Origin of the sequence: Marinitoga hydrogenitolerans DSM 16785 (genome assembly GCF_900129175.1) — a bacterium.
GTDB lineage: Bacteria > Thermotogota > Thermotogae > Petrotogales > Petrotogaceae > Marinitoga > Marinitoga hydrogenitolerans.
The window spans coordinates 56,987-74,994 of record NZ_FQUI01000005.1 but is presented as its reverse complement, the minus strand read 5'-3'; the positions used below and the strand labels follow the sequence as shown (position 1 = coordinate 74,994).

The window sequence follows — 18,008 nt, the reverse complement described above, 5'->3', positions numbered from 1 at the left end:
TGTATTATGCGTGTCTTGATTTTAGCTGCTGGACTTGGTAAAAGAATGAAATCAAAATACCCTAAAGTTATGCACAAAATAATGGGCAAAGAACTGATAAACTGGGTCATAGATACTGCTAAAAATTTGAATCCTTCAAAAATCGGGGTTGTATTAGGTCATAAAAGTGAAATGGTAAAGGAAATACTTCCTTCAGATATTGATATATATTATCAAAAAGAACAATTGGGTACAGGACATGCTGTAATGTCTGCAAAAGAGTTTTTAAATGACGAAGATATCTTAATATTATATGGTGATACTCCTTTAATCACAGAAAATACTCTTAAAAATTTAATTGAAAAACATATATCAACAAATGCAGATGCTACAATTTTAACCGCTATTTTGAATGATCCTACTGGTTATGGTAGAATAATAAAAGATCAAGATGGAAATTTCATTGATATTGTTGAAGAAGCTGATGCCAATGAAATTCAGAAAAAGGTTAAAGAAATAAATTCTGGTTTTGTTATTTTTAATGGAAAAAAATTAAAAAACGCCTTATTTAAAATAAAACCAAATAACAATCAAAGGGAATACTATCTAACCGACGTCCCAAAAAAATTAGATAATGTTAAAACTTATATTTTAGATGATTTCTCAGAAACTTTAGGAATAAACAATAGATTGCAGCTTGCTGAAGCAGAGAAAATTATGAAAAACAGAACTTTGAAAAACTTGATGTTAAATGGTGTTACCATAATAGACCCTAGTACAACTTATATATCTCCCGATGTTAAAATCGGACAAGATACGATTATTCATCCAATGACATTTATTTTCGGTGAAACTATAATTGGAGATGATTGCGAAATCGGACCAATGACAAGAATTTCAAGCTGTAAAGTTGGGAATCACGTAAAAATAGTACGTTCAGAATGTGAAGATGCTGTTATTGGAAATAACGTTTCTATTGGGCCATACTCTCGATTAAGAACAGGAACTATTTTAAGAGATAATGTTAAAATTGGAAATTTTGTAGAAACAAAAAAATCCATTATAAATAAAAATACAAAAGCTCAGCATTTAAGTTATTTAGGTGATGCTACAATAGGTGAAGATGTGAATATTGGTGCTGGAACTATAACATGTAATTATGATGGAAAAAACAAACATAAAACATATATCGGAAATAGAGTATTTGTAGGTAGTAATTCATCTTTAGTAGCTCCAATAAATATTGATGATGATGTTTTAATTGGGGCAGGTTCAACAATAACAGAAAATATTCCAAAAGGCAGTTTAGCTCTTGGAAGAGCAAAACAAATTAACAAAGCCGATTGGGTATTCAAAAAGAGGGAGAAAGGAGAGTAAAAAAATGCCTTTTTCAATGGCCCATGAAATAAAGATTTTTACTGGAAATTCCAATAAACCTTTAGCTGAAAAAATTGTTCAATATTTAGGTATAAGATTAAGTGAAGTTGAATTAAAAAGATTTGCGGATGGTGAAGTAAATCTTAGAATAGGTGAAACTGTTAGAGGATTGGATACTTTCGTTATACAATCCACATCATCTCCAGTAAATGAGAATTTAATGGAATTATTGATTATGATAGATGCCTTAAAAAGAGCTTCTGCTAATTCAATAGCTGTTGTAATTCCTTATTTCGGATATGCCAGACAAGATAGAAAAGCCAGAGGAAGAGATCCTATTTCTGCTAAATTAGTTGCAAATTTATTAACAGTTGCTGGTGCAACAAGAATTGTTACTATAGATCTTCATGCAGAACAAATACAGGGATTTTTTGATATTCCTGTAGATAATTTAATGGGTTTCCCAGTTTTTGTAAATTATTTCAAAAATGAATGTGATAATTTTGATAAAGATGCATCAGTTGTTGTTTCTCCGGATGTTGGCGGCGTTAAAAGAGCCAGAAAATTAGCTGAAAAATTGAATTTACCTTTAGCTATATTAGATAAACGAAGACCTAAGGATAATGTTGCTGAAATTGTTAATATTATTGGAGATGTTGAAGGGAAAACTGCTATTATTTTTGATGATATTATTGATACTGGTGGTTCTCTTGTTGGTGCAGCTGAGATGTTAAAGAGAAAAGGAGCTGAAAAAGTAATTGCATGTGCCACTCATGGTGTTCTTTCCAAAAATGCAAAAGAAAAGTTACAAAACTCTGTAATTGAAAAAATATATGTTACAGATACAATATATCATAATGATTTGCCAGATAAATTTCATGTATTATCAGTTGCTTCACTACTTGGGGAAACTGTTGCCAGAATAAAAAATAATTTATCTGTAAGTATTTTATTTAAATAAAATAATTTATTCATATAGGAGGGATTCAAATGGCAAAAGTATATAAACTAAAAGCTATTGAAAGAAAAGAAGGAGAAAAATCTAATCACGTAAAAAAAGAAGGATTTATACCAGCAGTTATATACGGACCTGGTTTGGACAGAGGAAACATTCATTTAAAAATTTCTTCAGTTGATACGCTGTTAATGTTAGATAAAATTGAAGAAACAACTCCAATCCAATTAAATATCGAAAAAGAAAATGGCGAAACATATACAATTACCACATTTTTAAAAACAGTTCAAAGACATAAAGTTTCAGATAAACCTATTCATGCTGATTTTTATGTTCCTGCTGAAGGTCATAAAATGCATCTTAACATTCCGATCGAATTCGTTGGTGAAGCTAAAGGATTATCAAAAGGTGGAATGTTAGATATTCACCATCATGAATTACCTGTTGAAATTTTACCAAAAGATATTGTGGAAAAGTTTGTTGTTGATATTACAGATTTAGACGTAGACGATCATATAACTGTAAAAGATTTAAATATTTCAGAAGAAATTGATGTGTTATTAGATCCTGAAGAAGTTATTGTAGCTATTCCAGTTGCAGGAAGAGTTTCAGAAACTGTTGAAACATCCGAAGAAGAAATTGAAGAAGAAACGGGAGAAGAAGCTTAATTTATGAAAATTATTATTGGTTTAGGTAATCCAGGCCCACGTTATGTTTTTACAAAGCATAACGTGGGGTTTTTGGTTATAGACAGATACTATGAATTGAATAAAGATAATTTTAGAAAGTTTGAAAAAAGAACATTTGAAGGATATTATAATAACGATATTATGTTAATAAAACCTCTTACTTATATGAACTTAAGTGGAAAGGTTTTGTTTGAATTAAAAAATAAATTTGATAGTCCAAAAGATTTAATTGTTATATATGACGACATAACTTTAGATCTTGGAAAAATAAGAATAAGACCAAATGGCTCTGCTGGAGGGCATAATGGATTAAAATCCATTATATCTGTTCTTCAAAACATAGATTTCCCAAGAATTAGAGTTGGAATAGGCCCTAAACCTGAACATATTGACTTAGCTGATTATGTATTAAGTGAATTTTCAAATGAAGAATATTATAAAATTAATAAGGTTATAGATAAAATTATACCTGCTATTAATTTAATAATAGAAGGAAAAATAACAGACGCTATGAATAAATTTAACAACAAGGATTTAACGGGAGATGAATCCTTATGAAATGTCTTCTTTGTAAAAAAAATGAAGCTAATATAATACAAAAATTTTATTACGATGGTATTGAAACCAAAATTGGATATTGTCATGATTGTTTAAAAGAACTTAAAAAATTTCATCTGGGAAAAATCAATAAACATACTATAAGTTTATTTTCTACAAAATTATTTTTTAAAAACACATATCATTTCAATAAAAAAAATATTGATTTAAAAAATATCAAAAGCAAAATATTAATTGAACACCCTATATATGTAAAAAAATTACTTTTTACAGATGATGAAAATTCTAAAATTAGAGATGCTCAAACAATAATTAAAAGAGGTTTAGATTTTTGGACAAATGAATATGAAATGGCAAAAAACGAATTCGATGAAAAAAGAATGAAAGCTATAGAAAAAATTATAAAAAAAATCAAAAACTTATTATAAGTAAATAATCCCTAAAACAATCAGCGATTTTGCTGATTGTTTTTTTTATGCATAATAGTTAAAGTAAATATTATTTATGATATAATACAAGTATAAAAAATTTGGGAGAAGGGAGGATTTTAATGCTAATTCTTAATTTAAGTGGTATTATATTTGGTTTAATCGGTATTATCTTCACAGTATTTCTTACATTTAAAGTTTTAGAAAATTCTCCAGGTAATGAAAAAATGCAAAAAATATCTGGAGCGATACAAACAGGAGCCCGAGCTTTTTTAATATCTGAATACAAGATCTTGTATATTATTGTTATAATTATTTTTCTTTTACTTGGTTTTATCAACGGATGGCAAATGTCCTTATCTTTCTTATTGGGAGCTACTTTATCCGTTGCTGCAGGTTTTTTTGGGATGAGTATTGCTACCAAAACAAATACCAGAACTGCTCAAGGTGCCATAGAATCACTTAGCAAAGGTTTAAAAATAGCTTTTAATGGTGGAGCTGTAATGGGAATGACCGTTGCTTCTTTAGGTTTATTCGGATTGGGGTTAATTTATTACTTAACAAACGGTGATACAATTTCTATGAGTGGATATGCCATGGGAGCTTCTTTAGTTGCTTTATTCGCAAGAGTTGGTGGTGGTATATTCACAAAAGCTGCTGATGTGGGCGCCGATCTTGTAGGAAAAACAGAAGCTGGAATACCAGAAGACGACCCACGAAATCCCGCTGTTATAGCTGATAATGTTGGAGATAATGTTGGGGATGTCGCTGGAATGGGTGCTGATTTATATGAATCATTTGTAGGATCAATTTTTTCCGCATCTGCTCTCGGAGTTCTCACTTTCAAAGAAAAAGGTGCTGTTTTACCATTCCTAGTTGTATCTATAGGTATTTTTTCTGCCATTATTGGAATTTTATTTTTTAATTTCAGTTTGAAAAATAAAAAAGATGTGGATCCTTCAAAAGCTTTACACTTCGGAACATATATAGCTAATGGATTAACTTTAATAGGTGTGTTGTTTTTATCTTTATCATTCCTTAAAAATATTAATCTATTTTTTGTTATTTTTCTTGGAATGATTGTTGGAATGACTATAGGAAATATCACTGAATATTATACTGCTAAAACCCCTGTTAAAAATCTTGCTAAAAGCGCTGTTAGTGGTGCTGCACCTTTACTAATTAGTGGTATGGCTATTGGCATGGAATCAACTGCTATTCCTGTTATCTTAATCTCTTTTGCTACTATAATTTCTTATAATTTACTTGGTTTATTCGGTATAGCATTAGCAGGTGTCGGAATGTTATCTACTTTAGGTATTACATTAGCCATAGACGCTTATGGACCTATTGCCGATAATGCCGGTGGAATAGCTCAAATGGCAAACCTCGAACATTATGTTAGAGAAAGAACTGATCAATTAGATGCTGTTGGAAATACAACTGCAGCAATTGGTAAAGGTTTTGCCATAGGTTCTGCTGCTTTAACAGCTTTAGCTTTGTTTGCCTCATACACAAAAGTTACAAATTTGAACGTAATTGATTTATCAAAATCTCAAGTATTTATTGGCGCATTAATTGGAGGAATGTTACCTTTCTTATTTTCTTCAATGGCAATGAAAGCTGTTGGAGATGCTGCTGAAATTATGGTGGAAGAAGTTAGAAGACAGTTTAAAGAAATAGTTGGTTTAATGGAGGGAAAAGCCGATCCTGATTATTCTTCTTGTGTTTCAATCGCTACAAAGGGTGCATTGAAAAAAATGATTTTACCATCATTATTAGCTGTATTTATGCCTATATTCATGTTTTTTATATTAGGTAAAGAAGCTGTTGCTGGAATGCTTGTTGGAACCACTGTTTCTGGTGTTATGCTTGCTATTTTTATGGCTAATGCTGGTGGTGCATGGGATAACGCAAAAAAATATATAGAAGAAGGAAATTTTGGTGGAAAAGGTACATTTGCACATAAAGCCGCAGTTGTTGGAGATACTGTTGGTGATCCTTTTAAAGACACAGCAGGTCCAGCAATAAATATTTTAATTAAACTTATGTCTATTGTATCTATTGTGGTTATCCCAATATTAATAAAAATTTTTGAATAAAGGAGGATCATTATGAAGAGAATTGCTATTATGAACGTTGGTGGTGATTGTCCTGGCTTAAATAGTGCAATTAGAGCACTTGTTAGAAAATCTGCTATTGAAGATATTGATGTCCTTGGTGTATATGATGGGTTTAAAGGGTTTATCGAAGATAGAGTATTTGTTATGACAAAAGAACATGTTTCTGGAATTCTTGAACGTGGAGGAACAATTTTAGGTTCTTCAAAATTTGATCCTACAAAAAAACCGGAAGATCTTGCAAAGGTTAAAGAAAATTTTGAAAAATACCAAATAACTGCATTTATCATATTGAGCGGTCATACTGGTACTGAAATCGCTATAAAACTTTCTGATGAAGGTATGCCATCAATTATAATACCTGCTACAATTGATAATGATTTACCCTGGACAGAATTCAGTATAGGATTCTTTACTGCATTAGAAACTATTACAAAAACTTTAGATGCATTACATTCTACTGCTAGCGCTGGACATAGAGTTATTGTTGTTGAAGTTGGTGGAGATGAAGCTGGTTGGTTGGCAACATTAGGCGGATTAACAGGTGGTGCAGATTATATTTTAATTCCTGAAATTAAATTTAACCCAGATAAATTAATTGAAAATATTAAAAAAAGATATGATGAAGGAAAAAAGTTTTCTATTGTTGTTGTACAAGAAAAATGCAAATTATCCGAAAGATTAAAAATCATTCAAGAAAATATTCCAGAAGGTACTCCCTCTGATATTATTTCTAAATTCATAAAAGAAAACATTAAAGATGTAGAATGTAGAAATGTTAATTTAGGATATATGCAACGTGGTGGAACCCCTGTATCTTTTGACAGATTAATAGCTACAATGCTTTCAACAAAAGCTATTGATTATATAAAAAAAGGAAAAGTCAACATCGCCTTAGGATTAAAAGGCTTTGAAATTTCAACCACACCGTTTTCACAAGAATTATTAAAAAACAAAGACATAGATTCCAGAATTTATGAAATGACGAAAATCTTTTTCTAAAAAAGCCCGTACGGGCTTTTTTATTTTTATGCATCAAATTCTTTATTCTTCATATATATAAGTTTAATATATATAATAGTTCGCAAAGTTAATAATTTATTTCTTATGTTAATATAAGAAATGAAATTTCTTTCATACTTGACATATATATTAATTTATAGTAAAATATAACCAAGTTTTTACAATTCTTTATTTTGAGTAGGGAGGGATTCTATGAGAAAGTTTTTTTTGGCAATGGTTTTAGTTCTTTCATTAGTATTATTCGCTAATATTAAGATCGGTGTTGTTTTACCAATGACTGGTGGAATCGCTGCATTCGGAGATATGACATGGAAAGGTATCGAATTGGCGCAAGAAATGTATCCAGAAGTCTTAGGTGAAAAAATTGATTTAGTATTGGTAGATAACAGATCAGAAAAAACTGAAGCCGCAAATGCTGTAAGTAGAGTTATTGATAAAGAAAAGGTTGTTGCTATTATTGGTGAAGTTGCTAGTGCTCATTCATTGGCTGGTGGTGCTGTTGCAGAAAGAAAGCGCATTCCGATGTTAACATCATCTTCAACCAATCCTTTAGTAACAAACAGAAAAAAATACGTATCTCGTGTTTGTTTCATCGATCCATATCAAGGAGCTGCAGCTGCAATTTTTGCATTTAAAAATTTAAACGCTAGAAAAGCTGCTGTATTTATTGATGTTGAACAAGACTATAGTGTTGGTTTAGCTAATTTCTTTAAAAAGAAATTCCAGGAATTAGGTGGAAATTATTTCATCGAATTCTTTAAAACTGGTGACCAAGAATTTAGCGCTCAATTAACAGACGCTATTAGTAAAAACCCTGATGTTTTATACATTACAGGTTACTACCCTGAAATTTCATTATTCGCAAGACAAGCAAGAATGTTAGGGTTTAACGGTCCTATTTTAGCAGGTGATGGTGCAGAAGCTCCTGAATTGATAAAAATCGGAGGAGATGCTGTGGAAGGATTATACTATACTACACATTTCCATCCTAAAGGTGCAGCTACTGAAATGACAAAAGTATTTGTCGAAAAGTTTAAAGAAAAATTCGGATTCGAACCTGGTGCATTACATGCTTTAGGTTTTGATGCATATTTAGTCTTGAGAAAAGCAATAGAAATAGCCGGAAAAGCAGATCCTAAAGCTATTGCTGTTGCTATAAGGCAAGTTAAAAATTTCGAAGGTGCTACTGGAATGATTACAATAAATAAAAACGGGGATGCAGAAAAATCTGTTGTTATTGACGTTGTTAAAAACGGCGAATTCACATATGTTACAACTGTAAATCCTGCAGCTGAATAATAAAAATTCATAAAAATCCCCGGAGAATCCGGGGATTTTTTTAAAAAACGGAGGTGTCGGCTTTGAGTGGTGCTATATTTTTACAAAATCTGTTTAATGGTATAATGTTTGGCGGCTTGTATGCTCTTTTAGCTGTTGGTTATACAATGGTTTATGGGATTTTAAGACTTATTAATTTTGCTCATGGTGACATTATGATGATGGGTGTATATTTTGCTCTTTATGCCTCACTGGCAGGAGCGCCTTTATGGTTAGCTGTTATTATTGGTGTAATTGGAGCAGCATTCTTAGGGTTTTTAATTGATAGAATAGCTTATAAACCTCTAAGAAATGCTCCAAGAATTTCGGCTTTAATAACTGCAATTGGTATGAGTTTTTTCTTAGAAAGCTTTGCTGTTGTTGTTTTCGGAGCAGTACCTAAATCATTTACTTCTGTCTTTAATGAAAGCAATAGATGGCTTTTAGATAAAACATGGAATATTGCAGGTGCAAGAATTCCTGTGTTAACGTTTGTCGTTTTTTTTATTACTGCATTGTTATTCTTATTATTGTTTTGGGTAGTTTACAAAACAAAAATAGGAATGGCTATGAGAGCTATCTCTTCTGATATTCCTACAACTTCCTTGATGGGTATTAATGTAGACATGGTTATCGGATTTACATTCGCTCTTGGTTCGGCTATGGCTGCCGCAGGAGGAATAATGTGGGCAATGAGATATCCTAATGTTCAACCTTACATGGGATTTATGCCAGGATTAAAAGCTTTTATCGCAGCTGTTCTAGGAGGAATTGGATCCATACCTGGTGCTGTTGTTGGTGGATTTTTATTAGGATTATTAGAGATCTTTCTTGTTGCACTTATGCCTGCTGCTGCTGGATATAGAGATGCTTTTGCATTTATTATACTTATAGTTATATTATTAATAAAACCAGATGGACTATTAGGTAAAAAGTCCGTAGTAAAGGTGTGATAGTATGAAGAAAATTAATTATTATTTAACTTTAATCTTTATTATTTTGTTTTTCTTGTTCTTATCTTATGCTCAAGGTAATTTTAGTGATTACACTTTAAGAATTTTTATGCTTATTCCTATATATGCTATTATGGCTGTTAGTTTAAATTTAATAAACGGTATAACAGGTATCTTCTCTTTAGGTCATGCGGGATTTGTTTTATTAGGCGCCTATACATCTGCATTATTAACACTTGAACCATTTCAAAAAGAAATTTCATATATTATTGTTCCAATTCAACCTTGGTTATTAAATTTACATGCAAACTTTCTTGTTGCCACATTAGCAGGTGGATTAGTTGCTGCAATTTTTGCATTTTTAATAGGCTGGCCTACATTAAAATTATCTGGTGATTATCTAGCAATAGCTAGTTTAGGTTTTGCGGAAATTGCAAGAGTTTTAGCAAATAATGTTATAAGCGTTACCAACGGACCTTTAGGGTTAAAAGGTCTTCCAAATTATACTAATCTTTATTGGTCCTGGGGCTGGCTTTTAGTAACTTTAATTGCGATAATTAGTTTAATCAAAAGTTCTTATGGTCGTGCATTAATTGCTATTAGAGAAGATTCTATTGCCGCAGAATCTATGGGAATTAATGTATTTAAACATGAATTAATGGCCTTTGTTTTTGGTGCTTTTTTTGCTGGTATATCAGGTTCTTTATATGCTCACTGGTTAACAACTATAGATCCAAGAATTACTACATTCGGTCCTTTATTAACATTCTATGTTTTAATTATGGTTGTACTTGGTGGTTTAGGAAGTATTACTGGTTCCATAATAGGAGCAGGTGTATTTGCATTAATGTTTGAATATTTACGATCTTTAGAAGAACCGTTTAACTTTTTTGGAATACGTGTCCCTGGTATCCCTGGAATGAGAATGTTGGTAATATCTGCTATATTTATCTTCATTATGATATTCTGGCAAAAAGGTATTATGGGTAGAGCTGAATTTTCTTGGGAAAAGCTTTTAAAGTTATTTGGTATAAAAGTTAAGAAACAATCATTAGTCGATATATATATGAAAAAAGAAGGTGAAACCAAATGAAAAAAATCCTTGAAATGAATCATATTACAATGCAATTTGGAGGATTAATCGCTGTAGATGATTTTCACAACCAATTATATGAAGGCGAATTATTGGGATTAATCGGCCCTAATGGCGCTGGTAAAACTACCGCATTTAATGTTATAACCGGAATTTATATACCAACTAAAGGTAAAGTAATATTTGATGGTATAGATATTACCCCTTTTAAGCCTCATGAAATAACACATCTTGGGATATCCAGAACATTTCAAAACATAAGGCTTTTCCAAGACATGACTGTTTTAGAAAATGTTATAGTCGCACAACATCATATGTTATCCAATACAGATGTTGATAAAATATTAAAGAAACATGGAAAAAAAACTAAAGGTAGTTCATTTTTATGGTATATAAGAGCTTTAACAAAAATTGGTTATTTGAAAAAAGAAAAAGAAATGATTAAAGAAGGTTTATCGCTCTTAGAAAAGGTAGGGTTATTAGATTTAGCAGAAGAAAAAGCTTCTTCTTTACCTTATGGATTGCAAAGAAAATTAGAAATTGCCAGAGCTTTAGCTACACATCCTAAAGTCTTATTATTAGATGAACCCGCTGCAGGAATGAATCCTCAAGAATCAGAAGAATTAATGAAATTTATAAAGCAAATTAGAGATGATTTTGAACTATCTATACTATTAATAGAACATGATATGAAGGTTGTTATGGGGGTATGTGAAAGAATTTTAGTTTTAGATTACGGTGCAATTATAGCAGAAGGAATACCTGAAGAAATTCAAAAAAATCCAAGAGTCATAGAAGCATACCTCGGAGAGGAGTGGAAAGATGCAAAAGCAGAATGATATTGTTCTTGAGATAAAAAATTTAAATATATTTTATGGAGCTATACATGCTGTAAAAGGAATAAACATTAAAGTTCCAAAAGGAAAAATAGTAACTTTAATTGGCGCTAATGGCGCAGGGAAAACATCTACTCTCTCAGCAATTGCAGGTATGGTAAAACCAAAAAATGGAGAAATTGTATATAAAAACAACAATATTGCGGGAAAACCTCCACATGAAATCAATAAAATGGGAATTGCTTTAGTTCCTGAAGGTCGTAGGATTTTCCCTAATCTTACAGTTTATGAGAATTTGATGATGGGTGCTTATAACAGAACAAATAAAGAAGAAATTGAAAGAGATTTAAACTGGGTATATAATTTATTCCCAAGATTAAAAGAAAGATTAAAACAACTAGGCGGAACATTATCTGGTGGAGAACAACAAATGCTTGCTATCAGTAGAGCTCTAATGAGTAAACCTGATTTAATAATGTTAGATGAACCTTCTTTAGGATTAGCTCCCGTTTTAGTCTCAGAAGTTTTTGATATTATTAAAGTAATCAACGAAAATGGTGGAACTATATTATTAATAGAACAAAATGCTGCACAGGCTTTAAAAATTTCACACTATGGTTATGTATTAGAAACAGGAAATATTATCCTCGAAAACGATTCTGATTTATTATTAAAAGATGAAAATGTTCAAAAAGCTTATTTAGGTATGGCATAATACGCCGTCATACTCCGTTTGCATAAAGCAGTAGCTCCCAAAATGGGAGCTACTGTCATTTTTTTTGTAAAATTCCTCTTTTTTCTAAAATTATTAATAGCGGCAAACCAAGTATATAACATGCAATTAATTCCCCTATTCCAATCCAAAATACTGTTGGCCAATATGGAACATTTGCTAAAGGTGCAACATAAGCAGAAACCCCAAAAGAATTAACTATTACTGGAGGTAATGGAGCTAAATACTTATTTGGCATTTTATAAGTAAGATATGCTGCTAATAAAGTCAATGCACTACCAAGAAAAATATCAATTGCACCAAATCCACCAAAAATATTCGCCAATATCGCACCAACATACAACGCTGGAACAAAAACAGGGTTTAAAAATGGTAACACAGTTAAAGCTTCAGATACTCTAACTTGCATAGGGCCATAACTAATTGGCTGTAAAATAACTGTCAAAGCTACATACAACGCTGCTACCACTCCTGCCAATACCATGTTTTTAGTTTTCAAAAAAACCACCTCCTTGTTTTGTTAAGGCGGGTGCCGCGACCGCCAAAGCGTATTATAACCTAATATTATTATTAAAGAAAAAAAATTATGTTAAAATAATGAAGTTATAAAAAATAATATAATACCTATTGCAATTGAGACAAATGCTTGCTTATCGCTTTTCCTTATCTTTTCTTCATTTTTCATATATCCTTTTCTTGTTTCTTTCACAGAAAAATTAAATAAATATATCCCATTCAAAATAAATATTACTCCTGAAAAAAAGAAAATATTTGCCAGCATATATCCGCCTCCCATATATCCTTTGAATTTTTACATTAAAGTATTATAATTATATCATGAGTTGTAAAAGGAGGTATTAAAATTGAATAAAGAATTGACTCCCCCACATAATACAGAAGCTGAAGAAGCTCTATTAGGTAGTATATTTTTAGATCCACAAATTTTACCTGATATATTAGAAGAGATTAGGTCTAATGACTTCTATAATCAACAACATCAAATAATATTCAGAATAATAGAAGAATTATTTGATAGAGGATTACCTGTTGATGCTATATCTGTAATGGAGAATTTAAGGAATGCTAAATTATTAGAAAAAGCCGGAGGTGAAGATAAACTCATTTATTTAGCCGAAGTTGTACCAACTCCTGCAAATGCATTATATTATGCAAAAATTATAAAAGATAAATCACTTTTAAGAAGCTTAGTCACTGCAAGTACCGAAATTGTTGAAGCTACAAGAACCATAGGTGAAGCAGAAGAAATATTGGATTTTGCTGAGAAAAAAATTTTTGAAATTGCAGAATCAAGGGCTACCAGAACATACGATTCTGTTCCAAATATAGTTCATGATGTTTTCGAGAAATTAGATGAATTAAAAAAACGAGCTTCAGTTGAACCAAATGCTCTTGTTACTGGTCTTCCAACTGGATTTATTTCTTTAGACAGGTTAACTTCTGGATTCCATAAATCAGATTTAATAATAATAGCTGCCAGACCTTCTATGGGAAAAACAGCTTTTGCTTTAAATGTTGCAAGCAACTTGGCTCTAAAATACAAAATACCTATAGCTATGTTCAATTTAGAAATGTCTAAAGAACAATTGGTTCAAAGAATTTTATGTGCAGAAGCTCAAGTCGATTTACAAAAAGTTAGAACAGGTATGTTAAACAACGAAGATTGGAATAAATTAGTTAATGCTGCTCATAAATTATCACAATCAAAAATTGTGGTTGATGATGAACCTGGTTTAGATCCTAGAACATTACGGGCCAAAGCCAGAAGAATGAAAAGAGAATATGGGATTGAAGCAATTTTTATTGACTATTTGCAATTGATGTCATCAAAAGGGAGATCATCAGAAAGCAGGCAACAAGAAATCTCAGAAATCTCACGTTCTTTAAAACTCCTCGCTAGAGAACTTAATGTTGTTATTGTAGCACTTTCTCAGCTATCAAGGGCTGTTGAACAAAGAGAAGACAAAAGACCTAGATTAAGCGACTTAAGAGAATCAGGAGCTATAGAACAAGATGCTGATATGGTTATGTTTTTATATAGAGATGCTTACTATAAAAGAAAAAAGGAAAGTGATAATAAAGATAAAAATAATGAAAATTTAATTTTAAATCACCCACATGAATCTGAATTAATTATTGGAAAACAACGAAATGGTCCTGTAGGAACTGTCAAGCTTATGTTCGACCCAAAAGTAACGTTGTTTTATGAAAAAGATACTATACATAAAGAGACATATTAGGAGGAAAAAAAATATGACAAAAGAAAAAATTTTAAAATTAATAGAAAAAAAACCACTTTTACAAAAAGAATTATATGAAAAGCTAAAAGCTAAAAAAAAGGAAGAAAAAAAGATAATAAGAGAAATATTAAAAGAATTACAAGAAGATGGAGAAATATATAAAAATTCCAAAAATAAACTTTGTACACTTGGAAAAAACATGAAAATTGGTATAATAGAATTTACCAGAAGAGGAAGCATGGCATTTGTAACTACTAAAAAAGGTGAAGAAATTGCAATCACTTTAGAACATGTTAAAGATGCCATGCATAAAGACATTGTATTAATAGAAATAATAGGTAACTGGAGAGATTTACCAAAAGGAAAAGTTTTAAGAGTTTTAAAAAGAGGTATAACAAAAGTTGTTGGAATTTTTGAACAAAAAAAATTATTTGGCTTTGTTTTGCCAATAGATCAAAAAATAAATACGGATTTTTATGTTTCACCTGAAAACTTCAACAAAGCAAAACCTGGTCAAATAGTTGAGGCTGAAATAATAAAATATACACAAAAAAATCCAGAAGTTAAAATAACAAAGATTATTGGAAATGTTAATGATCCTAAGGTAGATTTACCTATAGTAATAATTAAACATGATTTACCAGAGCCTGGTGTTTTTCCTGAAAATGTTATGAAAGAAGCTTTAGCAATCCCTCAAGAAGTTCAAAGTAAAGACTTAAAGGGAAGAAAAGATTTCAGAAATGAAATTATAGTAACAATAGATGGAGATAATGCAAAGGATTTTGATGATGCTGTTCAAGTAAAAAAATTAAAAAATGGAAATTATCTATTAGGTGTTCATATTGCTGACGTTTCACATTATGTAAAAGAAAACTCTAATTTGGATAAAGAAGCATTCAAAAGAGGTACTAGTGTTTATTTAATTGATACTGTCATTCCAATGTTACCTCATGAACTTTCCGACTGGATATGTTCCTTAGTTGAAGGTGAAGATAGATTAACCATGTCATTGTTAATGGAAATAGATAAAAACGGCGAAGTTGTAAATTTCAATGTATACAACGGTGTAATCAATAGTAAAAAACGATTAACCTATAACAAAGTAAATAAATTATTAAATAATGACATGGATGAAAAACTTGAAAAAGAAATTGGTTGGTTACGACCTAATCTGGAATTAATGAAAGAATTGATGGAAATAATTAGAGAAAACAGAAGACGAAGAGGCGCTATTCTTGATATAGAAGGTGGAGAAGTACAATTTATATTCGATGAAAATGGGAATGTTAAAGATATAGTTCCAATTGAAAGAGGTATATCAGAAGTAATAATCGAAGAATTTATGATTAAAGCAAATGAAACCATAGCTTCAATTTTCGATTCACAAGGTTTACCATTTATATATAGAATTCACGAAGAACCTGATCCAGATATGCTATTGCAATTAAAAAATTATCTAGAAATAATGGGTTTAAAATACAAATTCCCTAAAAATATTCATCCAAAATTATTACAAGATATGTTAGAGCATCTAAAAGATCATCCATTAAGAAAAAGCATTCAAAAATTGTTAGTTAGATCATTAAAAAGAGCTATATATTCAGATTTAAATGTTGGACATTTTGGTTTAGCTTCTCAAAATTACACACATTTCACTTCACCTATTAGAAGATATCCAGATTTAATTGTTCATAGACTTTTAAAAAAATATCTTAAAAATAAAGGAACATTAAAAAGAAAAGAAATTGAAAAATATACTGAATTATTGCCAGAAATAGCTTCACATAGTTCAAAACGAGAGAGAGTTGCTAATGAAGCAGAATGGGATTTGACTGATATGAAAAAGGTTGAGTATATAATGAATCATATAGGTAAAACATTTGAAGTGTATATAACTAATATTACTAAATTTGGAATGTTTGTTGAAATACCTGACAAATTCATACAGGGATTAATTCATGTTTCTTCAATGGATGATTATTATATATATAATGAAAAACAAAATGTTTTAATTGGAGAAAGGACAAAAAAAATATATAAACTCGGGGATAAACTAAAAGCAAAAGTCATAAACGCTAATAAACTAACTATTGAGATTGATTTTGAAATAATAGAAAAAGAAGACGAAGAAGTTAAAAAATTAAAAGAAAAATATCCAAATGCAAAAATTAAAATAAAGAAAAACAAAAAAAATAAAAAAAGATAAAAAATATAAAAAAGAGCCGCACGGCATTCGTTACCGATGCGGCGGCCCCTATACCCCCCTAGGTATTTTTATCCTTTTCATTACATATTATACCATAAAAATACAAAAAAGTAACACTTGATATTACAAAAACAAAAAATTGTAACAAAAAAAACTCTGCTCACGCAGAGTTTTATTTTTCCATTTTTTTCAGACAATCTTTACAATATCCTCTAATATAAAGTTGCTGATCTACAATTTTATTTTCCTTTTCAAGATTAGATTCTATTTTTAGCTCTTTAATTTCAAAATCAAAAATTTTTCCACAATTAATACATTTAAAATGTCCATGTAAATGTGTGTTAATATCAAACCTTGCTTCATTTTCCTCAATAGTTATAACAGAGACTAATCCTTTTTCTTGAAATAGTTTTAATGTGTTATAAACTGTGGTTTTTGATAAAGTTGGAATAGTTTTTACAAGCACTTTATAAATCATATCAACATTTGGATGAACATGATTTTCCATAAGGTATTTATAAATTTGTATTCGTTGCAAAGATGGGGAAATATTCTTTTCTCTCAGTATTTCACTAATATATTCAATCTTTTTTTCAACAGTCATATAATCACTTCCTTCCATATTTAAATTGATTTTAATTCTATTTTAATTTTATACCATTTTTCAATAAAAATCAAGTCTTGATACAATATTTTCATTTTTGTGATATAATTGTAGTATAAATTTATTACGGGAGGGATTAAATGAAAAAAATCATTATTATTTTACTACTTCTTTTTGTTTTTTCGATTATCTTCGGGCAAACATTTACAAAACTTTATACTGAATTTAAAATTATAAACAGTTATCACAAAACAGATGATATGAAAAAATTATTAGAAACATTGAGCTCTTATACAGATGATGCTTCTGTTCTTGCTATATACTGCAATGCATTGACAGAATATGCTAACTGGGGTGTTGAAAAAGATAAAAAAGAACAAATTTATGAAAAGGCTGTAGAAATAGGAAAGAAAGCTGTGGAGATGGATCCAAACAACGGATATGCACACTATGCATTAGGCGCTGCAATTGGTAGGCTTGCTCAATACAAAGGCATTGTTTCAAGCTTATTTATGCTTGGTGATTTTGATGAACATATTTCTAAAGCTATCAAATTAGATCCTAAACTATATACAGCTTATATTGCTATGGGAATGAGATATAGAGATGTACCTTGGCCATTAAATAATTATAAAAAATCTGAAGAGTTTTTATTAAAAGCTGCTGCAATCGAACCAAATTATGTTAATGCATATTATGAATTAGGTATTTTATACAAAACCTGGAAAAAATATGACAAAGCAAAAGAAATGTTTAATAAAGTAATTAAAATGCCTCTACATCCTGATTGGGTTGAACAAGGAAAAGAATCCAAAGAACTATCAAAAAAAGAACTTGAAAATTTAAAATAACAAATTATAAAAGACAGAAATCCACTTG

General features: G+C 30.3%; 18 protein-coding genes. 15 read left to right on the top strand and 3 right to left on the bottom strand.

Features of this window, described 5'->3' with window-relative positions; translation table 11 throughout:
* Positions 1 to 6: 6 nt before the first annotated feature.
* From glmU to BUA62_RS02670, 12 genes are all read left to right on the top strand, one after another.
* Positions 7 to 1,356 (top strand): bifunctional UDP-N-acetylglucosamine diphosphorylase/glucosamine-1-phosphate N-acetyltransferase GlmU, encoded by a 1,350-nt coding sequence (gene glmU, locus BUA62_RS02725; protein ID WP_072863206.1) that lies wholly within the window; start codon positions 7 to 9, stop codon positions 1,354 to 1,356.
* Positions 1,357 to 1,360: 4 nt separating this feature from the next.
* Entirely contained in the window at positions 1,361 to 2,317 is a 957-nt protein-coding gene (locus tag BUA62_RS02720; RefSeq protein ID WP_072863204.1) for a ribose-phosphate pyrophosphokinase, read from the top strand.
* A 29-nt stretch (positions 2,318 to 2,346) separates the two neighbouring features.
* Positions 2,347 to 2,979, top strand: a complete 633-nt coding sequence (locus BUA62_RS02715; RefSeq protein ID WP_072863202.1) for a 50S ribosomal protein L25 — start codon at positions 2,347 to 2,349, stop codon at positions 2,977 to 2,979.
* Positions 2,980 to 2,982: 3 nt separating this feature from the next.
* Positions 2,983 to 3,558: an aminoacyl-tRNA hydrolase gene (gene pth, locus BUA62_RS02710; RefSeq protein WP_072863199.1), complete on the top strand. Its 576-nt coding sequence runs from the start codon at positions 2,983 to 2,985 to the stop codon at positions 3,556 to 3,558.
* Entirely contained in the window at positions 3,555 to 3,986 is a 432-nt protein-coding gene (locus BUA62_RS02705) for a hypothetical protein (RefSeq protein WP_072863197.1), read from the top strand. Before pth ends, BUA62_RS02705 begins: the two co-directional genes overlap by 4 nt.
* A 122-nt stretch (positions 3,987 to 4,108) precedes the next feature.
* Positions 4,109 to 6,088, top strand: a complete 1,980-nt coding sequence (locus tag BUA62_RS02700; protein WP_072863195.1) for a sodium-translocating pyrophosphatase — start codon at positions 4,109 to 4,111, stop codon at positions 6,086 to 6,088.
* Positions 6,089 to 6,100: 12 nt separating this feature from the next.
* Entirely contained in the window at positions 6,101 to 7,108 is a 1,008-nt protein-coding gene (locus BUA62_RS02695; RefSeq protein ID WP_072863193.1) for a 6-phosphofructokinase, read from the top strand.
* 213 nt (positions 7,109 to 7,321) lie between these two features.
* On the top strand, positions 7,322 to 8,428 hold the full coding sequence (locus tag BUA62_RS02690) for an ABC transporter substrate-binding protein (protein ID WP_072863192.1): 1,107 nt from the start codon (positions 7,322 to 7,324) through the stop codon (positions 8,426 to 8,428).
* A gap of 104 nt (positions 8,429 to 8,532) precedes the next feature.
* The gene (locus tag BUA62_RS02685) at positions 8,533 to 9,399 is read left to right on the top strand and encodes a branched-chain amino acid ABC transporter permease (RefSeq protein WP_407656607.1); all 867 of its coding nucleotides are present in this window, start codon (positions 8,533 to 8,535) and stop codon (positions 9,397 to 9,399) included.
* 4 nt (positions 9,400 to 9,403) lie between these two features.
* Positions 9,404 to 10,492, top strand: a complete 1,089-nt coding sequence (locus BUA62_RS02680; protein ID WP_072863188.1) for a branched-chain amino acid ABC transporter permease — start codon at positions 9,404 to 9,406, stop codon at positions 10,490 to 10,492.
* A complete protein-coding gene (locus tag BUA62_RS02675; protein WP_072863187.1) occupies positions 10,489 to 11,331 on the top strand; it encodes an ABC transporter ATP-binding protein in 843 nt (280 codons plus the stop codon). The genes BUA62_RS02680 and BUA62_RS02675 overlap by 4 nt, the downstream gene beginning before the upstream one ends.
* A complete protein-coding gene (locus tag BUA62_RS02670; RefSeq protein WP_072863185.1) occupies positions 11,315 to 12,043 on the top strand; it encodes an ABC transporter ATP-binding protein in 729 nt (242 codons plus the stop codon). Before BUA62_RS02675 ends, BUA62_RS02670 begins: the two co-directional genes overlap by 17 nt.
* A gap of 55 nt (positions 12,044 to 12,098) precedes the next feature.
* Here the strand turns inward: BUA62_RS02670 and BUA62_RS02665 are convergent, their stop codons facing one another.
* Positions 12,099 to 12,569 carry a QueT transporter family protein gene (locus BUA62_RS02665; protein ID WP_407656605.1) on the bottom strand — a complete coding sequence of 157 codons (471 nt, stop codon included), beginning with the start codon at positions 12,567 to 12,569 and terminating at the stop codon, positions 12,099 to 12,101.
* Positions 12,570 to 12,650: 81 nt separating this feature from the next.
* On the bottom strand, positions 12,651 to 12,842 hold the full coding sequence (locus BUA62_RS02660) for a hypothetical protein (protein ID WP_072863181.1): 192 nt from the start codon (positions 12,840 to 12,842) through the stop codon (positions 12,651 to 12,653).
* A gap of 82 nt (positions 12,843 to 12,924) precedes the next feature.
* Between BUA62_RS02660 and dnaB the strand changes: the two genes are divergently transcribed.
* Positions 12,925 to 14,319 (top strand): replicative DNA helicase, encoded by a 1,395-nt coding sequence (gene dnaB / locus BUA62_RS02655; protein WP_084670665.1) that lies wholly within the window; start codon positions 12,925 to 12,927, stop codon positions 14,317 to 14,319.
* 13 nt (positions 14,320 to 14,332) lie between these two features.
* Positions 14,333 to 16,525, top strand: coding sequence for a ribonuclease R (gene rnr, locus BUA62_RS02650; protein WP_234970269.1), 2,193 nt, complete (start codon positions 14,333 to 14,335; stop codon positions 16,523 to 16,525).
* Between the two features lie 172 nt (positions 16,526 to 16,697).
* Here the strand turns inward: rnr and BUA62_RS02645 are convergent, their stop codons facing one another.
* Positions 16,698 to 17,129, bottom strand: coding sequence for a Fur family transcriptional regulator (locus tag BUA62_RS02645; RefSeq protein WP_072863177.1), 432 nt, complete (start codon positions 17,127 to 17,129; stop codon positions 16,698 to 16,700).
* Between the two features lie 140 nt (positions 17,130 to 17,269).
* Here BUA62_RS02645 and BUA62_RS02640 point away from each other — a divergent pair, with 140 nt between their 5' ends.
* Positions 17,270 to 17,980: a tetratricopeptide repeat protein gene (locus BUA62_RS02640; RefSeq protein WP_072863175.1), complete on the top strand. Its 711-nt coding sequence runs from the start codon at positions 17,270 to 17,272 to the stop codon at positions 17,978 to 17,980.
* Positions 17,981 to 18,008: the final 28 nt, after the last annotated feature.

Bases quoted from the DNA above. Each gene is read 5' to 3' on its own strand.
- BUA62_RS02705 (WP_072863197.1), top strand. From the start codon at position 3,555: ATGAAATGTCTTCTTTGTAAAAAAAATGAAGCTAATATAATACAAAAA.
- BUA62_RS02695 (WP_072863193.1), top strand. From the start codon at position 6,101: ATGAAGAGAATTGCTATTATGAACGTTGGTGGTGATTGTCCTGGCTTA.
- BUA62_RS02670 (WP_072863185.1), top strand. From the start codon at position 11,315: ATGCAAAAGCAGAATGATATTGTTCTTGAGATAAAAAATTTAAATATA.
- BUA62_RS02640 (WP_072863175.1), top strand. From the start codon at position 17,270: ATGAAAAAAATCATTATTATTTTACTACTTCTTTTTGTTTTTTCGATT.
- BUA62_RS02645 (WP_072863177.1), bottom strand. From the start codon at position 17,129: ATGACTGTTGAAAAAAAGATTGAATATATTAGTGAAATACTGAGAGAA.
- pth (WP_072863199.1), top strand. From the start codon at position 2,983: ATGAAAATTATTATTGGTTTAGGTAATCCAGGCCCACGTTATGTTTTT.
- BUA62_RS02675 (WP_072863187.1), top strand. From the start codon at position 10,489: ATGAAAAAAATCCTTGAAATGAATCATATTACAATGCAATTTGGAGGA.
- BUA62_RS02685 (WP_407656607.1), top strand. From the start codon at position 8,533: ATGTTTGGCGGCTTGTATGCTCTTTTAGCTGTTGGTTATACAATGGTT.
- BUA62_RS02690 (WP_072863192.1), top strand. From the start codon at position 7,322: ATGAGAAAGTTTTTTTTGGCAATGGTTTTAGTTCTTTCATTAGTATTA.
- rnr (WP_234970269.1), top strand. From the start codon at position 14,333: ATGACAAAAGAAAAAATTTTAAAATTAATAGAAAAAAAACCACTTTTA.
- BUA62_RS02680 (WP_072863188.1), top strand. From the start codon at position 9,404: ATGAAGAAAATTAATTATTATTTAACTTTAATCTTTATTATTTTGTTT.
- BUA62_RS02700 (WP_072863195.1), top strand. From the start codon at position 4,109: ATGCTAATTCTTAATTTAAGTGGTATTATATTTGGTTTAATCGGTATT.
- glmU (WP_072863206.1), top strand. From the start codon at position 7: ATGCGTGTCTTGATTTTAGCTGCTGGACTTGGTAAAAGAATGAAATCA.
- BUA62_RS02660 (WP_072863181.1), bottom strand. From the start codon at position 12,842: ATGCTGGCAAATATTTTCTTTTTTTCAGGAGTAATATTTATTTTGAAT.
- BUA62_RS02720 (WP_072863204.1), top strand. From the start codon at position 1,361: ATGCCTTTTTCAATGGCCCATGAAATAAAGATTTTTACTGGAAATTCC.
- BUA62_RS02715 (WP_072863202.1), top strand. From the start codon at position 2,347: ATGGCAAAAGTATATAAACTAAAAGCTATTGAAAGAAAAGAAGGAGAA.